We start from the raw sequence: 19,148 nt of genomic DNA, 5'->3' as shown, positions 1-19,148 counted from the left end.
TTTATCATAATGGTTCTTTAAGGAGTTATTGGCATGCGCGTAGAAAACGATCCTTCTGATGTGATCGGTGTGTCGGTCACTCCCACGCAACTTGATAATCTGTCTTCTGCGATTCTGCAGCAGGGGGGGATGGCGCGAGTGTCGCTGCCAGGCGATGTGGTGACCTGGGCGGCAGGCGGTCACCAGACGCTCAGCCGGATGCTTTCCGACGAGCGTTTCAACAGGGACTGGCGACAGTGGCGGGCGCTCCAGGACGGCGAGATTCCCGAGAATCATCCGCTGATCGAGATGTGCAAAGTGGACAACATGGTCACGGCGCATGGCGCCGATCACCGGCGCTTGCGCGGCCTGCTGTCCAGAAGCTTCACGCCCAGTCGTATCGCCATGCTGGCGCTACGGATCGAACAATGCGTCGATCGACTCCTAGCCGAGATGGCGCAGCGCGGCGGCAGTGCCGATCTGATGAGCGAGTTCGCCATTCCGCTGCCCACCAACGTGATCGCCGAACTGTTCGGTTTGCCGGACGAACAGCGCGAGGAGATCGTCGCGCTCACCTACAGCCGGGCTAACACCTCCGCGACAGCCGCAGAGGTGCGACAGACGCGGCAGCGCATCCCGGAGTTCTTCCGTCGCCTGATCGCGCTCAAGCGGGGCCAGCTCGGCGACGATCTGGCTTCGGCCCTAATCCTCGCGCGCGACAACGGCGAGCTCGTTTCCGACACCGAGCCCATCGACATGTCGAAACTGGGCGAGGACGTCACTGAGACGCTGGAGGAGATTCCGCGCCGGTTCAAAGTGATCGAGACGGTGCGGGAGAAATTTACCTGCCGTGACTGCGAGTCGATCAGCCAGCCGCCGGCGCCGTTCCATGCCACGCCGCGCGGCTTCATCGGCCCTCATCTGCTGGCCACGATCCTGTTCGACAAGTTCGGAATGCATAGCCCTCTCAACCGCCAGAGCACCCGGTTCAAAAGCGAGGGCATCGAGCTTTCGACCTCGACGCTGGCTGACCAGGTCGGGTTTGGGACAGCCGCGCTCATGCCGGTCTTTGATCTGATCGAGGCGCATGTCTTCGCGGCCGAGCGCCTTCACGGCGACGACACCACCATTCCCATTCAGGCCAAAGACAAATGCACGACCGGGCGCATATGGACTTACGTATGCGATGACCTGCCCTTCGGCGGTGCGGCGCCGCCGGCGGCAATATACTATGCGTCGAGTAACCGGCGTGGTGAGCACCCGCAGAAACACCTGGCCGGGTATGGCGGCATTCTGCAGAGCGATTGCTACAATGGCTTCGAGCCGCTCAGTGTCGCCGAGAAGAAAGCGGTGCCGATCACCTTTGCCTTTTGCCATGCGCATGCGCGGCGTAAATTCTTTGAACTGGCCGACATCCAGAAAAGTGCCCGTGATCGCAAACGCAGAGGCAAGCCGATCTCGCCGATCGCATTGGAGGCCGTCCAACGGTACGATGCGCTGTTCGAGATCGAGCGCCAGATCAATGGATTGAGCGCCGAAGAACGACTGGCCGCGCGGCAGGAAAAGAGCAAGCCGCTGTTCGATGACATGCACGAGTGGCTGAAACAGGAGCGCGCCACGCTCAGCAGATCCTCCGAGGTCATCGAGCCGATCGACTACATGCTGAAGCGATGGGATGGTTTTGCCGGTTTCCTGGAAGATGGCCGGATTTGTCTCACGAACAATGCCGCCGAGCGCGCGCTGAGAGGTATTGCCCTCGGCGCCGCAACTGGACCTTCGCCGGTTCCCAGCGTGGGGCCGATCGTGCCGCCATCATGCTCACCTTCATCACGACCTGCCGTCTCAACGACGTCGACCCAAAGGCATGGCTCGCCGATGTGTTCGCACGCATCGCCGATCTTCCCGTCTCCCGCCTGCACGAACTGCTCCCGTGGACGTGGAAAAGGCTCCGTGAGGCCGAAAAGGCCCAGGATCAGTACATCGCCTGAGCGACAGCCTCACCATACATCAGCAAGTGCGCCTGCGCGCGAGCCAATTCCGCGGCCTTCCGCGTATGGATACGACCGTGACGACCTGGCCCGCTTTACACCTTTGAGCCCGGCGACCTCGATCTGATCCGGCGTCGCCGAGAGGGCCGCAATCGTGACGTTGCTCGCCGAGTAACCGACGGCCGCAAAGACGCCCTCCGTGATGTGAATGACTTCCTTCCTGAACTCGGCGGAACTCGCGCGGAGTTGCTCACGACCTGCGAACTCGTCTGCGACAGCGGACGACGAGAGGCCAACAGTCGATAGGGTCATCAAAGCTAATCCTCGTAACTCAACGTGAATTTCCCCGGAAGGAGCGGCTGTCGATTCATGCCACTGCGCGTTAGAAGCTCGTCATGGCTTGATCCCTTCTGCTTGGCAAGCTATCACGACTGGATGCGAGATGGCGCGTCAGCTGCCTCGCAATTTTTTCTGCGAGCTGCTTCATCCGTCAGTCTAGCAGATTAGCTACGGGCAAGGCTGGCCATCGCCTCGAGGAAGGCATCGATCTCTTCCTCGGTATTATAATAATGTGGCGACGCTCGTACGACAGGCGGAAGCTGTCGCTCATAGGCATCAACCGGTGTACTGGAGGGCGGGGAAACCGAGACGTTGATTCCTTTGCCAGTCAGATAAGCCATGACGGCTGGCGAGTCCCAGCCGCTAACGGTGAATGAGATGATGGAAGCAAGCGGCGCCCCCAGATCATGTACGGTTACGGCATGCATCCCTCTCAGGCCCTCGCGAAGCTTGGATGAAAGGTGGTTGCAACGCTCCTCGATGTTTTCAACCCCAATGGCGAGCGCGTAATCCACTGCCGCCCGCAGGCCGAGACGAACCGAATAGTTCTTCTCCCACGTTTCAAAGCGTCTCGCATCGGGTCGCAATTCGTATCGATTAGGCGCAGTCCAGGGCGCGCCGTAGAGGTCGATCATCGCTGGCTCGATCGTCTCCAGGACGGATTTGCGCATGTACATGAAACCCGTTCCCCGCGGCGCACGGAGAAACTTCCTACCAGTGGCCGTAAGGATGTCGCAGCCCAGCGACTTAACATCGATCGCGGTTTGGCCCGCAGCTTGGCATGCGTCGAGCAGATAGAGAATGCCGGTTTCTCGTGCTATTCGACCGATCGCTGCTGCTGGATTGATAAGTCCGCCGTTCGTCGGGATCCAGGTGACTGCTATCAACCGAACGCGCTCATCAATCATTTTCGCCAGCGCGTCGGGATCGAGGACGCCAGACGCGTCATTCGGAATGACTTCGATCGAAACGCCGGTACGCTTGGCAACCTGGAGAAAGGCGACGTAGTTGGCTGCAAATTCGGCACTTGCCGTCAGGATCCGGTCCCCAGGTCCAAAAGAGAGGGAGTAAAACGCGCGCTGCCAGGCGATCGTCGCGTTTTCAGCTATCGCTATCTCGTCGCGAGAGCAGTTTACGAAAGTGGCCAAGCTGTCATAGGCTCCCTCTAACAAGGAGTTGGCCTCCGCTGCCGCCTCGTAACCTCCGATTTCGCCCTCCCGGCTCAGGTACCCAATCACTGCATCGATCACCGGGCTCGGCATCAGCGCCGCCCCAGCATTGTTCAGATGGTTTCTGTTCTCTGTGCCGGGGGTATCAGCACGCAGACGAGGGAGGTCCAAAGTCTTGGGAGCGTCGCGGCTTATTTCCGACATGAGGGATTCCTTCCTTTGATCGAACCAACAATCTTGTTGACGCAATTGGCATGGTCGCGGAAGGCGATACTTTCGCAACCTGCTGTGCAGAAATGGGCGCCGTTGTATGGACGCTTGCCAGTTCGGCTGTAGCTCTGCGAGCAGTCCATTTGCGAAACTTCACGAAGACGAGGGTGCGTTTCTCAGAAGTCGTTGTTCGTCTCGACGAACCAGCTTTTTCAGGAACTGCTTTACGGCTCTCACTCTCGGGAGATAAGCCAAGTCCTGATGTGCCGACATCCAGATCTCACGTTCGCCGCTCAACTCGTCGAGCACTGGAACGAGACCGAGGTTCAGACTGCGTGCGAATTCGGGAAGGGCCGCTGCGAACATCTGCGACATCATGCTGTTTGAGCTGAACGCGATTTTTGGGGCGGGTACCAGTTCCTCCAGCCATAGAACGCTTTCGAGCTGGACCAGCTCCTCGATATAGCCGACGAATCGGTGGTTGCTAAGATCCGCCGCGTCAGAGGGAACGCCATTGCGCTTCAGGTAGGCCTGCGAAGCGAACAAGCCGGTCTTGAACCGTCCGATCAGCTGACTGTCGAGAGAAGTTCCGTGGGGTTTGAAGAAGCTTAGGAACAGATCGGCTTCCCGGCGAGCGACCCGAACCGTTTGCGGTGATGTTACAAGCTCAAGGTTAAGATCAGGGTATCGGCTACTGAGTTCAACGAGGCGCTCTGAGAGATAAAGCGTTGCGATGCCCTCCATAGTGGCTAATCTGACTGTGCCGCGAATTTCGTCACGATTGCACACGTCGCTTCGAAGCGCATTCACGCCGTTCTCGATTTCCTCCGCTCGCCGCATTGTAACCAGCCCGGCCGCTGTCAGCAAAAGTCCGTCCTTGGTCCGTTCGACGAGTGCGCCGCCAACCGTGTATTCCAGACGAGCAAGCCGACGAGATACGGTGGAGTGGCTGACTTTCAGTTCCCGGGCTGCTCCGGTCACGCTCTTGCACCGGACGACGATGAGGAAGAGTTTGAGATCGTCCCAATCAAGATGGTCGATTGCAGTCGCCATAGTATCCCGGTCTATTTTTGCACAGCGTGGTCCATCCTATTCGGATTGGCGCGCAAATTCGTTCTGTTAGTTTCGAACGGCTGTAAAGCTGAACGTGCAGCGTACAATGAAGCAAAATACCCTGCGGACATGCTGATCGCCAGCAGGTTGGCTCCGCTTGAACCTGCCTTTGGAGGAACCATGTCAAGACGAACTGTGAATGCTTCGAACGCTGCGGCAGTAGGACCGTATTCGCACGCGACATGGGCCGGCGACTTACTGTTCTGCTCCGGCCAGACTCCGCCTGATCCGAGCACCGGCAAACTTGTCGACGGCAATGTCGCCGATCAGACCCACCAGTGTTTCGATAATCTGTTTCAGGTCCTGGAGGCTGCAGGCCTCGAGCCGGATGATGTCGTATCCGTCAACGTCTATCTCACCGACATGGACGACTTCGCTCAGATGAACGAGATTTACGCCACACGGTTTTCATCGCCCTACCCTGCCCGCACCACAATCGGCTGCACCAGCATCCCGCTTGGTGCACGCATTGAAAAACGGCGCATCGCTTGTGGTATTTTCGGAGAGCTTTCTTCCCGGGTTTCCTGTCTGGGCGGCACTTTACCCACCCATCCAATCGCACGGACATTTCAAACGCTTCTTGAATGCTTCCGTATACGTGGACGGACCTGAAATCGAGCGTGTGCGGAAAGCTGCGTCCGACAACGGTGTTTTCGTTTCAATCGGTTTCTCCGAGCGCAACCCGGCAAGTGTCGCAGGTCTGTGGAATAGCAATGTCCTGATTTCCGATACGGGTGAGATCCTGATCCACCATCGAAAGCTGGTCGCAACTTTCTTCGAGAAACTGGTTTGGGATCCCGGCGACGGCGCAGGTCTGGTTGTCGCAAATACAAGAATTGGCCGTATTGGTGGTCTCATTTGCGGGGAGAACACAAACCCACTCGCGCGCTACAGTCTGATGACGCAGGCCGAGCAGGTTCATATAAGCACTTTTCCGCCGATCTGGCCCACTCGCGTTCCGACGGAGAGCGACAACTACGACAACCGGGCAGCCAACCGCATTCGGGCCTCAGCCCATTGTTTCGAGGCCAAGTGCTTCGGCATCGTCGTCGCCGGTCGGTTGGATGAAGGCGCACGCAGATCTATTGCTTTGGATGATCCCACAATCGCGGCGATCATAGATGCCGGTCCGCGGGCCAGCAGCTTTTTCCTTGGGCCAACTGGGGCGCCAATTGGTGATGAAATGATCGATGAAGGTATCGGCTATGCCCATATCGATCTCGACGACTGTGTTGAGCCCAAGCGGTTTCACGACGTCGTTGCTGGTTACAACCGCTTCGATATTTTTGACGTCACTGTCAACCGGAGACGCCGAAAGCCGATCAGATTTTTAGAAGGCCGCGCTGTGGAGGCTCTAACGGCCCCCGAGGCGATGGGTTTGCCGGAGTAAGTCGATGACGCGGACGGGTATGCACATGACCAAGAAGGGTTTCTCCTTCCAAGGTCCGGCTGACGGCGTTCATGCCCTGAAATCCTGGATCACCCCGGAGGACGATCTTTTTCTGGTCACGCATATGGGGTTCGTCGAGATCGATCCAGACCATTGGTATCTCGATGTCGATGGCCTCGTGGACAACCCAACGAGGTTGCGTCTCTCGGATCTTCAAGCCATGCCTCAGCACGAGTACATGTCATTTCATGAATGCGCTGGCAGCCCTCTTGCCCCGACAGTCGCCAAGCGCAGGATTGGAAATGTGGTTTGGAAAGGCGTGCCGCTGTCGCTTGTTCTGGAACGCGCGCAGATCAGTGCCGATGCGTCCTACGTATGGACTTCCGGCCTCGAGTGGGGCGAGTACGCAGAAGTCGAAGAACCTTATCAAAAGGACCTACCTATCGAGAAAGCACTTGCAGAAGAAGTTCTTCTCGCACTTGAAATCAACGGTCAGCCGCTCACTGCGGAGCGCGGAGGTCCGGTTCGACTGGTTGTGCCGGGTTGGTATGGAACGAACTCCGTAAAATGGGTTGGTTCGATCACGGCCGCGAACCGGCGGGCAAGCGGCGCCTATACGACGCGTTTCTTTAACGACCCGACGCCATCAGGGGTGAAGCCAGTTTGGAGCGTCGCCCCGGAGTCCGTTATCGTGTCGCCGTCTCCAAATGAACTGCTTTTGGCTGACGTGCCGACGAGAATATGGGGCTAGGCTTGGGGAGATCGTCAGATATCGAGCGTCGAAATCAGCGTAGATGGAGGAGGCTCCTGGCAGAGTGCTATTGTAGGTCCGCGCGAGGATAGAAGTTGGCAGTGGTTCGAGTTGCCATGGATCCCAGCATCTGTCCAGCATGTCCTGCTATGTCGCTGCACCAACGAGCTTGGCGAAGGACAGCCGCCATCGGACGCAAGAAACGCAGTGCACTCAGTCCAAGTTCAAGTTGGTGTCTAGCAAGCGCGAGGTGAGATGGCCTCAACAACGCGTAGAAAAGTCCGAAGTCCTCAAAACTCGGCAGTCGTTCTCAACCGGTGCAAGCGTGCCGAAGAGCATTCGGCACGCTTTCGGGATGTGAGCCCGCTTTCAAACCACCCCCGGCACGACGAACACCGCCCATGCGACGATCGGGCCGATGATCGCGATCAGCGCGCTGTAGATCAGCAGCTGTCGCAGCACCCGCTCTCGCCTGTCATCCGGTGCATTTGCGACGACAAGGGCGCCATTGGTGGAAAATGGGCTGGTATCGACGATCGTCGTCGAGATCGCGATCGCCACCACCACGCCGATGGCGCTGACGTGTCCTTGCAGCAGGAACGGAACAGCGAGCGGGATGATGGCGCCTAGCAGCGCGGTCGAGGATGCAAAGCCGAAACGATAGCAACCGTAAAGCAAAGCAAGAGCGCGACGAGGAGCGGCATGCCCAGGCTGGAGACGGCGTTTGCGACGTAATCTACTGTCCCAGCTTTTTCCATGACTCCGACATAGGTGATGATGCCGGCAATCAGCAGCACGGTCGACCAGCTTACCTTGTCGATCGCCGCCTTCTGGGTCTTCGGCGACAGCAGTTCCAGGACGACGGCGACGGTCATGGCGACGAGGCCAACGTTGAACTTAAAAACCAGGGCGCCGGTGCCGAGCGCCGTCAGGCCGATCAAGGTGGTAACTCTCTCATTGTTCAGGCGCAACGTCGTCGCGGTATCAGCCGTCGTACCGTATGCATGCTCCCGGATCGGTTTTGCAGGTGTGCCGCCATGACCCCTGATCGATGCCGATACACCTTCGGGATGCAGCTCTGGCAGGGGGCCGGACGAAGCCGCTTTTTGTTTCATCACCTTTGCGCCGCCGAAAACGAAGAAGACCAGCACCGCGATCGCCAGATTGAAGAAGAAGCTGGCGAGAAACAGCGAGGTCGGAGCGAAAGGCAGGCCGGCCTTCGCAACGATCTGGTTGGTGATTCCGCCGTAGATGCTGATCGGCGAAAAGCCGCCTGCCTGCGCGCCATGGATTACCATCAGACCCATCATGACCGGGTGAATGCGGTACTGCACGGCAAAGCTCAGAGCGACGGGTGCCAGGATTGCGACCGCCGCAGGCCCAAGGGCCCCGAAGCCGGTGATGATGGCCGCGACGAGGAACACGACCCAGGGTATCAGAGCAATCCGCCCGCGCACCAGTCGCACGGCACATTCGACGAGCCAGTCGATCGTGCCGTTGATCTGCGGGATGGCAAACAGATAGGTGACGGCGACGAGCGGCAGGAATAGATCACTCGGAAAGCCTGAGAAAATGTCTGTGGTTTTCATCCCGATGATCATCGAGCCGAGCACGAAAGCGCCGGCAAAGGCGAGCGCTCCCATGTTGATCGGCTGGATCGTCGCAATGATGAACATAGCGACCAGCAGGCCTATGGCCAATAGTTCAATACCCATGATTCCCCTCCCTCCGACGCCTCCAGCGCCGTAGTTGTTGTGTTCAAGATTGATGCGGGATGTCGACGCACCCTCCTCCCAGAGGGCGCGGCCGCCTTACGCCCTCGTGTAAAGATCGGCGTATTGCTGCCGCAGGATGTTTTTCTGAACCTTGCCCATCGTGTTTCGCGGCAGGTCGTCCGCGAAGATGATGCGCTTGGGTTGTTTGTAGCGTGCAAGACGGTCTTGGAGGGCGCTGACGATGGTCTTTTCATCGATGCTCGCGCCGGGCTTGCGCACGACGACAGCGGTTACGCCTTCTCCGAAATCGGGATGCAGCACTCCGATCACAGCGCTCTCAACCACACCCTCGATCTGATCGATCTCGCCTTCGACCTCCCTCGGATAGATGTTGTATCCACCCGAAATCACCAGATCCTTGCCGCGACCGACGATGTGGACATAGCCTTCCCGGTCGATCTTGCCGAGATCGCCGCTGATGAAGAAACCGTCGGCAGTGAATTCGGCCGCCGTCTTTTCCGGAATGCGCCAATAGCCCTTAAAGACGTTCGGCCCCTTGATCTCGATCATGCCCGTCTCTTCAGGCGACAGCACGAGCCCGGTGGCGGGATCGGTGACGCGCACAGTGACGCCCGGCAGCGGGAAACCGACGGTTCCGGCAATCCGTTTTCCCTTATAGGGGTTCGACGTGTTCATATTGGTTTCCGTCATGCCGTAGCGCTCGAGAATGGCGTGACCGGTGCGGGCCTGGAACTCGGTATGGGTTTCTGCCAGCAGTGGAGCCGAACCGGAAATGAAGAGGCGGATGCTGGCGACCGCCCCTCTGTCGAGGCGCGGGCTTTGCAGGAGGCGCACGTAGAAGGTCGGCACGCCCATCAGCATCGTTGCCTGCGGCATCAGCGACAGGATCTCCTCTGGATCGAACTTCGACAGCAGGTACATCGAGGCGCCGGCGAGCAATGTGACGTTGGTGGCGACGAACAGCCCATGCGTGTGGAAGATCGGCAAGGCATGGATCAACCGATCATCGGCGGTGACGCGCCAATAGTCTCGCAATGTCAGGGCGTTCGAGAGCAGGTTTCCATGCGTGAGCATCGCCCCCTTGGAGCGTCCGGTCGTCCCCGACGTGTAGAGGATCGCAGCCAGATCGTCTGCGGAGCGCGAGGCATCGATAAAGTCGGCCGGCTCATCGCGTGCGAGATCCAGCAACGAGCCGCTGCCGTCGGCATCGAGCGTTTCGACGATCGCGCCGTGAGGCTTGGAGATTTTCTCGACGCCCCCCCGAGCAGCCGACGAAACAACCACCAAGCGCGGCTCTGCATCGCCGATAAAGTAATCGAGCTCAGCCAGCGGATAGGCGGTGTTGAGCGGCAGGTAGATCGCGCCGCTTCGAATGCAGGCGAGATAGAGAATCAGGGCTTCGGCGCTTTTCTCGACTTGCACCGCAACTCGGTCGCCGGGGCGAATGCCAAGCGTGTCCATCGCGCTGGCAATGCGACCAGAAAGCGCGAGCGCGTCATTGTAGGTCCATGTGCGAGTGCTATCGATCCGGATGAACGGCGCGTCACCGGGCGCGGCGGCCCGCATGGCATCGAAAAGATGGTTGCTCACTTTCGCCATCCTCCAAGCGTTGAGTTCATTATGTGCGTGAATGGCCGGGAGCCTTGTTGGCCATTGCCGCCGCGGCGGCTTTCGTCGTTCTGGTTGAGCAAGCTCTTGACGGCCGGCGAGGCAATCACTTCGCCGCGCTGCGCCAGAGCCTCGTGGTTGGCCACGATGTCGTCGAGCTTGCAGAGGTAGTTGACCATCAGGCCGTGTGCCTGCTGCATCGCCTTGGTCGAGCGGTCGCCAAGAAAATTCAGTCTTTCCAGTCGAGCGCCGTTGCCGAGATGGAAGCGCGCTACAGGGTCGACGGGGCGGCCCTCCGGCGTCCGTTCGATCAGGAAATAGTGCGCCGCAAGCGGCAGCAACACGCGCTCAACCTCGACTGCCGTGCTCTCGTTGTCAGGCCAGTTCCGGTCGTCCAGCACCATCAGCGTTTCGCGGGCCGCTTCCGACAGAAGCGGATCGGTGGCGGAGGCGCGCGCCTTGGCAAGCCACCGGGCAAAGCCCGGAACCGGCGAAAGCGTGACGAAATTCTTCAGTCCCGGCAGGTCTCTGCGCAAATCGTCGACGACCTGCTTGATCAGGAAGTTGCCAAACGAGATCCCTCGCAGGCCATCCTGACAGTTGGAGATCGAATAGAAGACGGCCGTTGTCGCCTCGTCGGGATTGATCTGCTCCCTGCCCTCGTCGAGGACATCTGCGATCGCGCACGGCACGGACCGCGTCAGCGCCACCTCGACAAACACAAGCGGCTCGTCGGCAAGGCGCGGGTGGAAGAACGCGAAACATCGACGGTCGGCCGGGGCCAGACGACGCCGCAGTTCCTCCCAGCCGGCGATCTCGTGCACGGCCTCGTATTTAATGATCTTTTCAAGAATATAGGCCGGCGTCGACCAGTCGATGGGGCGCAGCGTCAGAAAGCCGCGATTGAACCAGGAACCGAACAGATGTGTAAAGTCAGCGTCCAGCGCGTGGTACCCTTCGGACCGGTCTTCGGAAGCAAGCAGGTGCTGACGCATCTGGACAAGCTTGGCGGTGCCGTTCGGCGCGTGATTCAATCGGCGCAAAAGCTCCTGCCGCCGCGGCTCGGCTGCCTGATGAAGAGCAATGATCGCAGCGGAGCTTTTTTCGCCGCGGTAATCTTCAATCGCCTGATCGAGCCTGGTTGTGTCTGGTCCGAATTTTTCATGAAGCATATCTAGGAATGCCTGTGCGCCCTCGCCCCCGAGCGCACCCCAGCGATCGAGTATTTCCGCTGCAAGCGCCATGCCCGAGGCTTCGCCGCGGCTCGATAGGAGCATTTCACAGAGTGTCTGGAGATCGGTTTCGGCGGCGGCCTGCTGGTTACGCGAACCGGAAAACAGAAGCTGGCGGCCCCGGTCCGTGATGCTCTGCGGCATGTCGGTAAAGAAAGAAGTCTCAGGCATGCCATTCCTCTCTTCTGTCGGCGTTGATAGCCGCTTTCCATCACGGGGTTTCACAGATAGTATGTAGAATGTTACTCTTCGTACACGATATCAACTATCGTGTATACAATAATTGGATTTGTGTATGTGGAAAGCAGAGCGAATGTCGGAAAATGTCGGCCGGTGGCTTCGGGATGAGATTGAAAATTCAATTCTGTCCAACGAGTTCTTGCCTGGGGAGAGGCTCGACGAAACGGTTCTTGCGACCCGCTTCGGCGTCTCCCGCACACCGGTGCGCGAAGCGCTGATGCAGCTCGATGCGATCGGCCTAATCGAGATCCGGCCACGCAGAGGGGCTGTCGTCATCGATCCGGGGCCGCACCGCGTCTACGAGATGTTCGAGGTCATGGCCGAGTTGGAGGGCTTGGCTGGCTCCCTCGCCGCACGGCGGCTGGACAAGGCGTCAAGCGAGGCGATCACGGCCTCGCACGGTCGGTGCGAGCAATCGGCTGCCGCCGGCGACAGCGATGCCTATTATTACGACAATGAAGAATTCCATAAGGCGATCTACGCGGCGAGCCGAAGCGACTTTCTTCAGGAGCAATGCGCGCAGTTGCACCGGCGTTTGCGCCCCTACCGCCGACTGCAGTTGCGCGTCCGCAACCGCCTGTCGACCTCCTTCTCGGAACATTGCGCCATCGTCGATGCGATCTTTGCCGGAGACGGAGAGGAAGCCCGGCGCCTGCTGCGGGGACATGTCGGCATTCAGGGTGAAAGGTTCAGCGATCTGGTCGCAAGCATGGCGACCAGATGAGCACCTGCGCATCAGTCTCGATGTGAACATCCGGTAAAGGTGTCCGGCAAGTCATGCGCGAACAGGCATTTTGAAATATGCGCGGCAGTCCTGATTGGTGCTGACGTCAAAGAGCAGAGCGCACTGGCAATGCATCCTTTTTCCACGAAGGTGGATGTGGTGGGCACAGGATGCGCTGGCGGCAATCCCACTTGTCTCGGTTCGGTTGAGAAATTTCAGTCACCGTCCGCCAGGGTCGTCAATGTCAATTCCAATAGACTTTACCACGGTTAAAATCTCTTGAACTATTCAGATTCTAGCAGCATTGATTCTGTCGACGCTACTTGCTATCTGCTGTGAACGACATTATTACTGATTGTGTATGCTATGATAGACAAAATACCTCCAAATTCATCCATATCGCTCGCCACTCGGTCAGCGCTGCAGCTTCTTGCAGCGGAGATTCAGGCTGCCCGCAAACTCCGCGGCTGGACGGAACTTGAGCTGGCCCAACGCACCGGCTGTTCGCGGTTGACACTTCGTGCGATCGAGGCGGGAAAGCCCACGGTTGCGATCGGCCACGTCTTCGAAGCTGCGACAATGGTCGGATTGTCTTTATTTGGAGGGCAGCAGGAAACAACAGCACGACTATCAGAGACCAAGGTGAAGCTTGAACTTCTACCGGCGCGTATCCGTCATCAGAAGCCGGAGCTAAAAGATGATTTCTGACCTCTCCGAACTTTACGTTTGGATATGGCTACCAATGGAAACGCACCCGGTCGTCGCCGGGCGCGCGGTTCGTTCGCGTAACCAATTCTTTTTCAACTATGGTCGCAGTTACCTCGAACGAGAAAATGCAATCGCGATTTTCGATCTCGACCTCCCCCTAGAAGCGGGCATTATCGAACCTCCGGCGGGCCACCTTCTCGCCCCGTCCCTTCGCGATGCATTGCCCGACCGGTGGGGTCGCCGGGTTATTGTCAACGATCTGCTTGGACTGAGACGCGACGAGATCGATGAAGATGCCTTTGACGAAATGACTTTCATGCATCATTCGGGTTCCGACCGGATTGGAGCGCTCGACTTTCAAGAGAGCGCGAGCGAATACACACCTCGCGAAAGCGATAATGCGACCTTGGTCGAGTTGCAGACTTTCGCAGACAAGGTAGAGGCAGGAGAACCGGTCCCGAAGGGCCTTGATCGCGTCATCCTTCACGGCAGCTCCATAGGCGGCGCCCGGCCTAAGGCCCTGATATCCGACGAGCAAGCGGGAAGACGACGCAAGCTGATTGCCAAGTTCTCAGCAATCAATGATACTTTTGCCATGGTCAGGGCGGAGTTTGTCGCAATGCGCCTGGCATCCCTTGCAGGCATCGCCGTGGCACCGGTCGAGATAAACCGGGTTTTGGACCGCGACGTTCTTCTTGTGGAGCGCTTTGATCGCCTACCCTTGGGACAATCGTGGACCAAGCGCGCGATGGTTTCCGCCCTTACCTGGACGCAAGAGAATGAGCTCGCCGCTCACCATATCTCATACCAGATGCTAGCAGAGCTAATCCGGAGCCGATTTTCCAGTCCTCTGAAAACCCTGGAAGAATTATTTTCCCGGCTCTGCTTCAACATTCTCGTCGGGAATACCGATGATCACGCCCGCAACCATGCGGCCTTCTGGGATGGCGAGATGCTCAGCCTAACGCCAGCCTACGACATTGCGCCACAACGTCGAGGCACACCCGAGGCCAACCAGGCGATGATCGTCGGCGGAGCAACTCGGGCGGCTCAACTGACTAACGCATTGGCCGTCTCACCTTCGTTTTTGCTCTCTCAACCGCGAGCACGCGAAATTATCGACAACCAGGCTGCGGCAATAGTGGCCAACTGGCGATCGACCTGCGATGAAGCCGGGATGACCGCAATAGAGCGCCGCTTTTTTGAAGGGCGGCAGATCCTCAATGGGTACGCCTTCGATGGTTATGGCCCCGCCCCTCAACTTCCGAGCTGAACGAGCTGCAGAGCAGAGCATTTCCTTTTTGGGTACTTTTTGTAGGGGTTGCAATGACGCGGTCCCAGGAAACTCAAACCGCCGTGATGGCGCCCCTCCCCAGGGTAAAGGACGTCCTCAATCTGTACGAGATAGGACAGCCATTGGTTCATGGAAACCGAGTTCTTGGGTGTGCTGATCAATCTGACACACCAGAGGTTCATCGAACTTCTTCCCGGCAATCAGTTGAGAGTTCTCAGAAGCCCGACGTGCGCGCGCTCAGAAGCGCGGAAGGATGCTCAACTCGCGGGCCGACGTTTGGGGCCGGGAACCAATCCCGGATAGTGGCGTTTAACCGAGGATGTCGATGCCCTCCGACATCAGCTCAACTGTACGAGGCTCTGTGTTCTCTCCTGTTCGCAGAGCCTCATCCGTGACGGCTTTGAAACATGGAAGATCCAGGCTTCAACAGCTTTCGCTATGGATTGGCGGTAAGCGCTCATTTCCATGCGCGTTGACGTGGCCCATTTGACGTGGGTCGCTTTGTGACGGCCCTATCGGATCAGGCAGCGGTAGTTTTGGCGAAGTTGAAGGGCAGCAAATCAGTGATGTCGGAATCTGTTGCGCGCTGCGGCAGTTCGGTAAGCACGTGGCGCAAGTAGGCCAAGGGTTCGATGCCGCAAGCTCGGCAGGTCAGCATTAGGCTGTAGACGACGGCACTGGCCCTCGCTCCGTCCACGGTGTCGCTGAACAGCCAGGATTTTCTGCCAGTGGCAAAAATTCTGATATCGCGCTCGAGTAGGTTGTTGTCGATCGGCATCCTGGCGTCTTCTGTGTAGCGCGTCAGGTAGTCCCACTGATTTAGGGTATAGGACACGGCATCGCCGATCTTGCTGTCGGGCAAGACCTTCGGGGCGATGTCGTTGAGCCATACCTTGAGAGCATTCAGGATGGGGACACTGTGTTGCTGGCGGAAACGGCGAATGCAATCGGCTTGCGTTTCGCCCTTGTCAGGCTTTGCGTTGCGCGCCTGGCTTTCAATCCGGTAGATCTGCTCGAAGAATTTCAGCGCCTGCTCCGGCGGACCGCCGCCTTTCTTTCTTGCCTTGAGGGCATCGACGAAGCGACGCCTGGAATGCGCCATGCATCCCAGATGGGTGGCCCCTGCCAGCGTGCGCCAGGCGGAATAGCCATCGCTCATCAGGATGCCGTGGTAATCGCCGAGGAAGGCCTGCGGATAAATCTGGCCGCGGCCGGGTTGATAATCGAGCAGCACGATCGGCTCGTCGCTGTCCTCTCCACTCCGATACGCCCACATGAATGATGTGCTGGTGGCCTCCCTGTCCTTTTCCTTCAGCACCTGGACCGTCGTCTCGTCGCCATGGATGATGGCTTGAGACCTGAGCCGCGATTTCAGCGCGTCATAGATGCGGGAGAGATGCCTCTCGCTCGAGCCGATCACCCAATGGCCCAGAGCACCGCGGCTGACGGGAACGCCGGCACGCTCGAAGGCCTGGGCCAGGCGGTAGAGCGGCGTGCCATCGACATATTTGTGAACAAGAGCAAATGCCAGCGTCGAGGCCGTGGCGATGCTGCCCGGCAAGGGCTGCGCGGGCATTGGCGCAAGGACAACAGGCGTGTTGATCCCGGTGCGATCGCAATGGCGGCAGGCATACTTGAGCCGCACATTCTGCAGGACCTTGGCCTTCACCTCGATGTGGAGCTGCTCGGTGACGGCCTCGCCCATGCGATGCATCTGGTGACGGCAGCAAGGACAGGCCTTCTGGTCGTCGGCAAGGTCATATTCGACGCGCTCGCGCGGCAGATGTTCCGGCAGGGGCTTGCGGCCACGTTTCTTGCCCTCTGGCTTCTCGATCGCCGCAAAGCCCGTGTCCGGCAGGTCGACGACCTCCCCATTGTCTCCGCCGGCGTCGTCTTCATCGGCAACCTGCTCGGCTTCATCGAAGAGGCGGTCCACGTGCTTTTCGCTTTTCGGCGCAAAACGATGAAGCCGCGCCAACACCAGTTCTTCCTCGAGCTTGACCACGCGTTCCGTGAGCTGACGGTTCTCCGCCTGCAGCGCCGCAATGCGCGCCATCAACTCCTCAACAGTGGGTTCGCCGGGTCGGATCATCAGATTCTTGAATCTGAACCGTTTCGCCCCGTCAACCGCAGACGTCGAGAACTGTCAGCCGGCGATCTGGTATTGCCGAACCGGATGGCGGACCATCGCGTCGATATCAATGCCGTCGAGAATCCAGTGTAATTGCTCGGTCGTCAGCGTTACCACCATCATCTCCCGACGTGGCCATCGGAACCGGTCTTCCGACAATCGCTTCAGCACCATCACAAAACCGGACCGATCGAAGAACAGGAGCTTCATCCGGTCACGGCGGCGATTGCAAAAGGCAAAGACCGCAGGCGCAAACGGATCGAGCTCCATCACCTCCTGCACCAGGACCGCAAGGCTGTTGATACCGGCCCGGAAGTCGATCGGCTCGCGGTGCAGGTAAACCTTGATATCAGCGCCCAGTCTGAACATGACCCAGAGCTCCGATGATCGCCGTCAACGCATCCACATCACCGCATTCCAGCGAAAGCTTCACGCCGTTCGGCAGCAACGCGCTGATTTTGGAAAAACCTGACAGATGGGCCGTCTTCTCCAGTGATGCCGGTTGTTCTTCACCATACGCGACCGGTATATCCAGCGAGCGCATCCCGACAGGCAGGCTGCCGTCTGCTGCGACGACCGGGATAAACGGCGAGCTTGCAGATACCGCCGACAAGCCAGCCTCCCTGGCCTCCTTGACCCACTTGCGTAGAAGGTTGGCATTGACCCCATGGCCAAGCGCAAGGCCTGATATAGAAACACCAGGCTGGAGGCAAGCCGTAACAAGCCGCGCCTTTGATCCTGGATCATAGCGCCGCCGACCATCACGCCCCACCAACCGCACACGCAGCTTCTGCTCTTCGTCATTCATATTTGGTGTCCACCTATTTCAAGTGGACACTTCATGCGGCAGAGAACTCAACGCGAAAAGGCGCATGGAAATGAGCGCTTACGATTGGCGGTGCTTCTAGTGCGCTGCCCACATCTCCGACCCTATGCCCATAGCGCCCATTGGTGGATCGAAGATATCGAGAACTACGGTGACGCCGTCAGGTTCCGCGACAAATTGCGTGCAGAGGGTGGCAACAAGATGCTCCTTGAGGAATACGAGCAAATCTGCATTGAGCTTGAGGAGGAGGTGCTATCCTATTTTGGCGCGTCCGCCCTCGACCCGCCGTGACGAATTCTCTCCCCATCCCACTGCCGTGAGCGTATGATGACTTTCTGCCAATGAGACCCTTCCTTGGCATTCTTGGGACGACTTCAGGTCAACCTCCTCAAAGCTAGCCTGAAGTCTCACAGGTGTCCTGTCGCAAGGCAGGATGGGCTGAGGGGCTAGGTTCATGACAGCGATCCCCAGCGCGTACGCCCAGCTGCTGAACCTCCCATCGCTTTTTCGCGCTAGGACCTTGGTCCGTCTAGCGATCCCGGCAGACTGGCGTACTCTGTGGCTGTTCGGTCAGAAGGGAAGCCCTTGCCCCCACCCAAACCCGCACGGGCTTCCCTTCAAATCACCATAGGCGTTACAAAGCCACCGCCATTGTCATTGGCCCTATTTCAGCGCGCTGCTACATGAAAAACATCTTGCCCTACCGCACTGGTGACGGCGATTATCAAGCCCATCAGCCACATCCCGAACCGCTTCATTGTCAGCAGGATCTCCAGGTTGTCGTTGATGACGACCAGGCTGTCCTTCTTCTTGAGCATGAACTGCAGCGCCTGACGCCCCTTCCTCGTTGAAGCTCGCGACCAAAGCTTTCCTCTCTCAGACACAAGCCGCCGTCTCCGGTTCTAATGCAGAGACGACGGCCAGCGTGCACCCGTTACCAAGAGAGGCTTCCCTATTACGAAATTCAGGAAGCATCCAAACCGTAGCGTCTGATTATCGTTCGGGCTTTCAAGAATTTGATGCGCTTTCAAAATCTGAACATCGATTTGCACCCGAAGGCAGAATGAATAGGCAAATGGAATCAGCGCCAAAACAGCCAAAACTACGCGCCGAATAACATCAGCAAACGTCACTCCTAGGCAGTACGGACGGATTTGACCGAGATGAACGTGGCCGCGATGGAAACGATGGCAGCGAGATTGCGCTTCGTCTTCTCGCAGTGTAGTGCGACCCGCTTGAAGCGCTTGAGCTTGCCGACGGCCTGATGCGAGCGCGGCCTTTGTAGATTGCCTTTGCGAAGAAGCCCCGCTTTCCCTTCTCGTTGGATTTGTGCGGGATCACCGGAATGATGCCGCGCGACCGGGCCGCGTTGCGATTGGCCTTGCTGGCGTATCGGCGACCGGAGATTCGGGAGCGATGGCAAGCGATTGAGCGCTGCAAAGATCGCGCAGCCATACCCGGTTAGGAACTGCGCATCCTTGCTCGCGAGAAACAGGACGACAGGAGCGATATCTTCCTCCGGCGTCCCGAATCGAGCGAGGGCGTTTGTCGACGGGGGTACTTCCGTCTCCTTGCTCCACTTTTCGGCAAGCGGCAGGACGTTGTTCGGTGATCATGTCGCTTGCCCATTCGCGCGCTGCCGTCGCGTCCGTGGACATCGCCCTGGACTTCTGCAATTGTGCATTGTCCGGCGGCGTTCGTCGCTGCCAA

General features: G+C 58.5%; 14 protein-coding genes and 5 pseudogenes. 8 read left to right on the top strand and 11 right to left on the bottom strand.

Going from position 1 to position 19,148, the window contains the following annotated elements:
• Positions 1 to 735: 735 nt before the first annotated feature.
• A pseudogene (locus WGT02_RS31750) lies at positions 736 to 1,967 on the top strand (IS66 family transposase); the annotation flags it as partial.
• Positions 1,968 to 1,976: 9 nt separating this feature from the next.
• Here the strand turns inward: WGT02_RS31750 and WGT02_RS31745 are convergent.
• The 3 genes from WGT02_RS31745 to WGT02_RS31735 form a co-directional block, all read right to left on the bottom strand.
• Positions 1,977 to 2,279 (bottom strand): hypothetical protein, encoded by a 303-nt coding sequence (locus WGT02_RS31745; RefSeq protein ID WP_208246027.1) that lies wholly within the window; start codon positions 2,277 to 2,279, stop codon positions 1,977 to 1,979.
• A gap of 191 nt (positions 2,280 to 2,470) precedes the next feature.
• Complete coding sequence (locus tag WGT02_RS31740; protein ID WP_208246025.1) at positions 2,471 to 3,679, bottom strand: aminotransferase class V-fold PLP-dependent enzyme; 1,209 nt, start codon at positions 3,677 to 3,679, stop codon at positions 2,471 to 2,473.
• A 159-nt stretch (positions 3,680 to 3,838) separates the two neighbouring features.
• Positions 3,839 to 4,738: a LysR family transcriptional regulator gene (locus WGT02_RS31735; protein WP_208246023.1), complete on the bottom strand. Its 900-nt coding sequence runs from the start codon at positions 4,736 to 4,738 to the stop codon at positions 3,839 to 3,841.
• A gap of 180 nt (positions 4,739 to 4,918) precedes the next feature.
• Between WGT02_RS31735 and WGT02_RS31730 the strand changes: the two are divergent.
• The 3 genes and pseudogenes from WGT02_RS31730 to WGT02_RS31720 all read left to right on the top strand — a co-directional run.
• Positions 4,919 to 5,272, top strand: a pseudogene (locus WGT02_RS31730) (RidA family protein); the annotation flags it as partial.
• Positions 5,220 to 6,188: a carbon-nitrogen hydrolase family protein gene (locus tag WGT02_RS31725; RefSeq protein WP_225040405.1), complete on the top strand. Its 969-nt coding sequence runs from the start codon at positions 5,220 to 5,222 to the stop codon at positions 6,186 to 6,188. The pseudogene WGT02_RS31730 and the gene WGT02_RS31725, both read left to right, overlap by 53 nt.
• 4 nt (positions 6,189 to 6,192) lie before the next feature.
• Positions 6,193 to 7,179: pseudogene (locus WGT02_RS31720) on the top strand (molybdopterin-dependent oxidoreductase).
• Between the two features lie 129 nt (positions 7,180 to 7,308).
• Here the strand turns inward: WGT02_RS31720 and WGT02_RS31715 are convergent.
• The 3 genes and pseudogenes from WGT02_RS31715 to WGT02_RS31705 form a co-directional block, all read right to left on the bottom strand.
• A pseudogene (locus WGT02_RS31715) lies at positions 7,309 to 8,654 on the bottom strand (SLC13 family permease).
• A gap of 96 nt (positions 8,655 to 8,750) precedes the next feature.
• On the bottom strand, positions 8,751 to 10,265 hold the full coding sequence (locus tag WGT02_RS31710) for a malonyl-CoA synthase (RefSeq protein ID WP_208246021.1): 1,515 nt from the start codon (positions 10,263 to 10,265) through the stop codon (positions 8,751 to 8,753).
• Entirely contained in the window at positions 10,262 to 11,686 is a 1,425-nt protein-coding gene (locus WGT02_RS31705; protein WP_208246019.1) for a malonyl-CoA decarboxylase, read from the bottom strand. The genes WGT02_RS31710 and WGT02_RS31705 overlap by 4 nt, the downstream gene beginning before the upstream one ends.
• A gap of 142 nt (positions 11,687 to 11,828) precedes the next feature.
• On the opposite strand from WGT02_RS31705, the gene WGT02_RS31700 reads away from it, so the two are divergent.
• The 3 genes from WGT02_RS31700 (at position 11,829) to WGT02_RS31690 (ending at position 14,460) form a co-directional block, all read left to right on the top strand.
• Positions 11,829 to 12,479, top strand: a complete 651-nt coding sequence (locus WGT02_RS31700) for a GntR family transcriptional regulator (protein WP_024317968.1) — start codon at positions 11,829 to 11,831, stop codon at positions 12,477 to 12,479.
• 366 nt (positions 12,480 to 12,845) lie between these two features.
• A complete protein-coding gene (locus WGT02_RS31695; protein ID WP_024317967.1) occupies positions 12,846 to 13,187 on the top strand; it encodes a helix-turn-helix domain-containing protein in 342 nt (113 codons plus the stop codon).
• Entirely contained in the window at positions 13,177 to 14,460 is a 1,284-nt protein-coding gene (locus WGT02_RS31690; RefSeq protein WP_208246018.1) for a type II toxin-antitoxin system HipA family toxin, read from the top strand. The genes WGT02_RS31695 and WGT02_RS31690 overlap by 11 nt, the downstream gene beginning before the upstream one ends.
• Before the next feature lie 541 nt (positions 14,461 to 15,001).
• On the opposite strand, the gene WGT02_RS31685 is transcribed toward WGT02_RS31690, so the two are convergent.
• The 3 genes from WGT02_RS31685 to WGT02_RS31675 are packed head-to-tail and all read right to left on the bottom strand — an operon-like array spanning position 15,002 to position 17,420.
• Entirely contained in the window at positions 15,002 to 16,573 is a 1,572-nt protein-coding gene (locus tag WGT02_RS31685) for an IS66 family transposase (RefSeq protein WP_208245164.1), read from the bottom strand.
• A gap of 54 nt (positions 16,574 to 16,627) precedes the next feature.
• Entirely contained in the window at positions 16,628 to 16,981 is a 354-nt protein-coding gene (tnpB, locus tag WGT02_RS31680; RefSeq protein WP_208245162.1) for an IS66 family insertion sequence element accessory protein TnpB, read from the bottom strand.
• Positions 16,962 to 17,420, bottom strand: coding sequence for a transposase (locus WGT02_RS31675; RefSeq protein WP_208245161.1), 459 nt, complete (start codon positions 17,418 to 17,420; stop codon positions 16,962 to 16,964). Before WGT02_RS31675 ends, tnpB begins: the two co-directional genes overlap by 20 nt.
• A gap of 90 nt (positions 17,421 to 17,510) precedes the next feature.
• Here WGT02_RS31675 and WGT02_RS31670 point away from each other — a divergent pair, with 90 nt between their 5' ends.
• Complete coding sequence (locus tag WGT02_RS31670; protein ID WP_225040407.1) at positions 17,511 to 17,729, top strand: hypothetical protein; 219 nt, start codon at positions 17,511 to 17,513, stop codon at positions 17,727 to 17,729.
• Between the two features lie 377 nt (positions 17,730 to 18,106).
• On the opposite strand, the gene WGT02_RS31665 is transcribed toward WGT02_RS31670, so the two are convergent.
• Positions 18,107 to 18,256, bottom strand: a complete 150-nt coding sequence (locus tag WGT02_RS31665) for a hypothetical protein (RefSeq protein ID WP_208246013.1) — start codon at positions 18,254 to 18,256, stop codon at positions 18,107 to 18,109.
• Between the two features lie 635 nt (positions 18,257 to 18,891).
• A pseudogene (locus WGT02_RS31660) lies at positions 18,892 to 19,084 on the bottom strand (3-oxoacyl-ACP reductase); the annotation flags it as partial.
• Positions 19,085 to 19,148: the final 64 nt, after the last annotated feature.

Origin of the sequence: Rhizobium sp. T1470, from assembly GCF_042140505.1 — a bacterium.
Classification (GTDB): Bacteria; Pseudomonadota; Alphaproteobacteria; order Rhizobiales; family Rhizobiaceae; genus Rhizobium; species Rhizobium favelukesii.
This window is presented reverse-complemented; position numbering and strand designations above follow the sequence as displayed.

Excerpts from the sequence above, each read along its gene's own strand:
- WGT02_RS31700 (WP_024317968.1), top strand. The coding sequence starts at position 11,829 with ATGTCGGAAAATGTCGGCCGGTGGCTTCGGGATGAGATTGAAAATTCA.
- WGT02_RS31735 (WP_208246023.1), bottom strand. The coding sequence starts at position 4,738 with ATGGCGACTGCAATCGACCATCTTGATTGGGACGATCTCAAACTCTTC.
- WGT02_RS31705 (WP_208246019.1), bottom strand. The coding sequence starts at position 11,686 with ATGCCTGAGACTTCTTTCTTTACCGACATGCCGCAGAGCATCACGGAC.
- WGT02_RS31675 (WP_208245161.1), bottom strand. The coding sequence starts at position 17,420 with ATGAATGACGAAGAGCAGAAGCTGCGTGTGCGGTTGGTGGGGCGTGAT.
- WGT02_RS31745 (WP_208246027.1), bottom strand. The coding sequence starts at position 2,279 with ATGACCCTATCGACTGTTGGCCTCTCGTCGTCCGCTGTCGCAGACGAG.
- WGT02_RS31665 (WP_208246013.1), bottom strand. The coding sequence starts at position 18,256 with ATGCTCAAGAAGAAGGACAGCCTGGTCGTCATCAACGACAACCTGGAG.
- WGT02_RS31740 (WP_208246025.1), bottom strand. The coding sequence starts at position 3,679 with ATGTCGGAAATAAGCCGCGACGCTCCCAAGACTTTGGACCTCCCTCGT.
- WGT02_RS31695 (WP_024317967.1), top strand. The coding sequence starts at position 12,846 with ATGATAGACAAAATACCTCCAAATTCATCCATATCGCTCGCCACTCGG.
- tnpB (WP_208245162.1), bottom strand. The coding sequence starts at position 16,981 with ATGTTCAGACTGGGCGCTGATATCAAGGTTTACCTGCACCGCGAGCCG.
- WGT02_RS31690 (WP_208246018.1), top strand. The coding sequence starts at position 13,177 with ATGATTTCTGACCTCTCCGAACTTTACGTTTGGATATGGCTACCAATG.
- WGT02_RS31685 (WP_208245164.1), bottom strand. The coding sequence starts at position 16,573 with ATGATCCGACCCGGCGAACCCACTGTTGAGGAGTTGATGGCGCGCATT.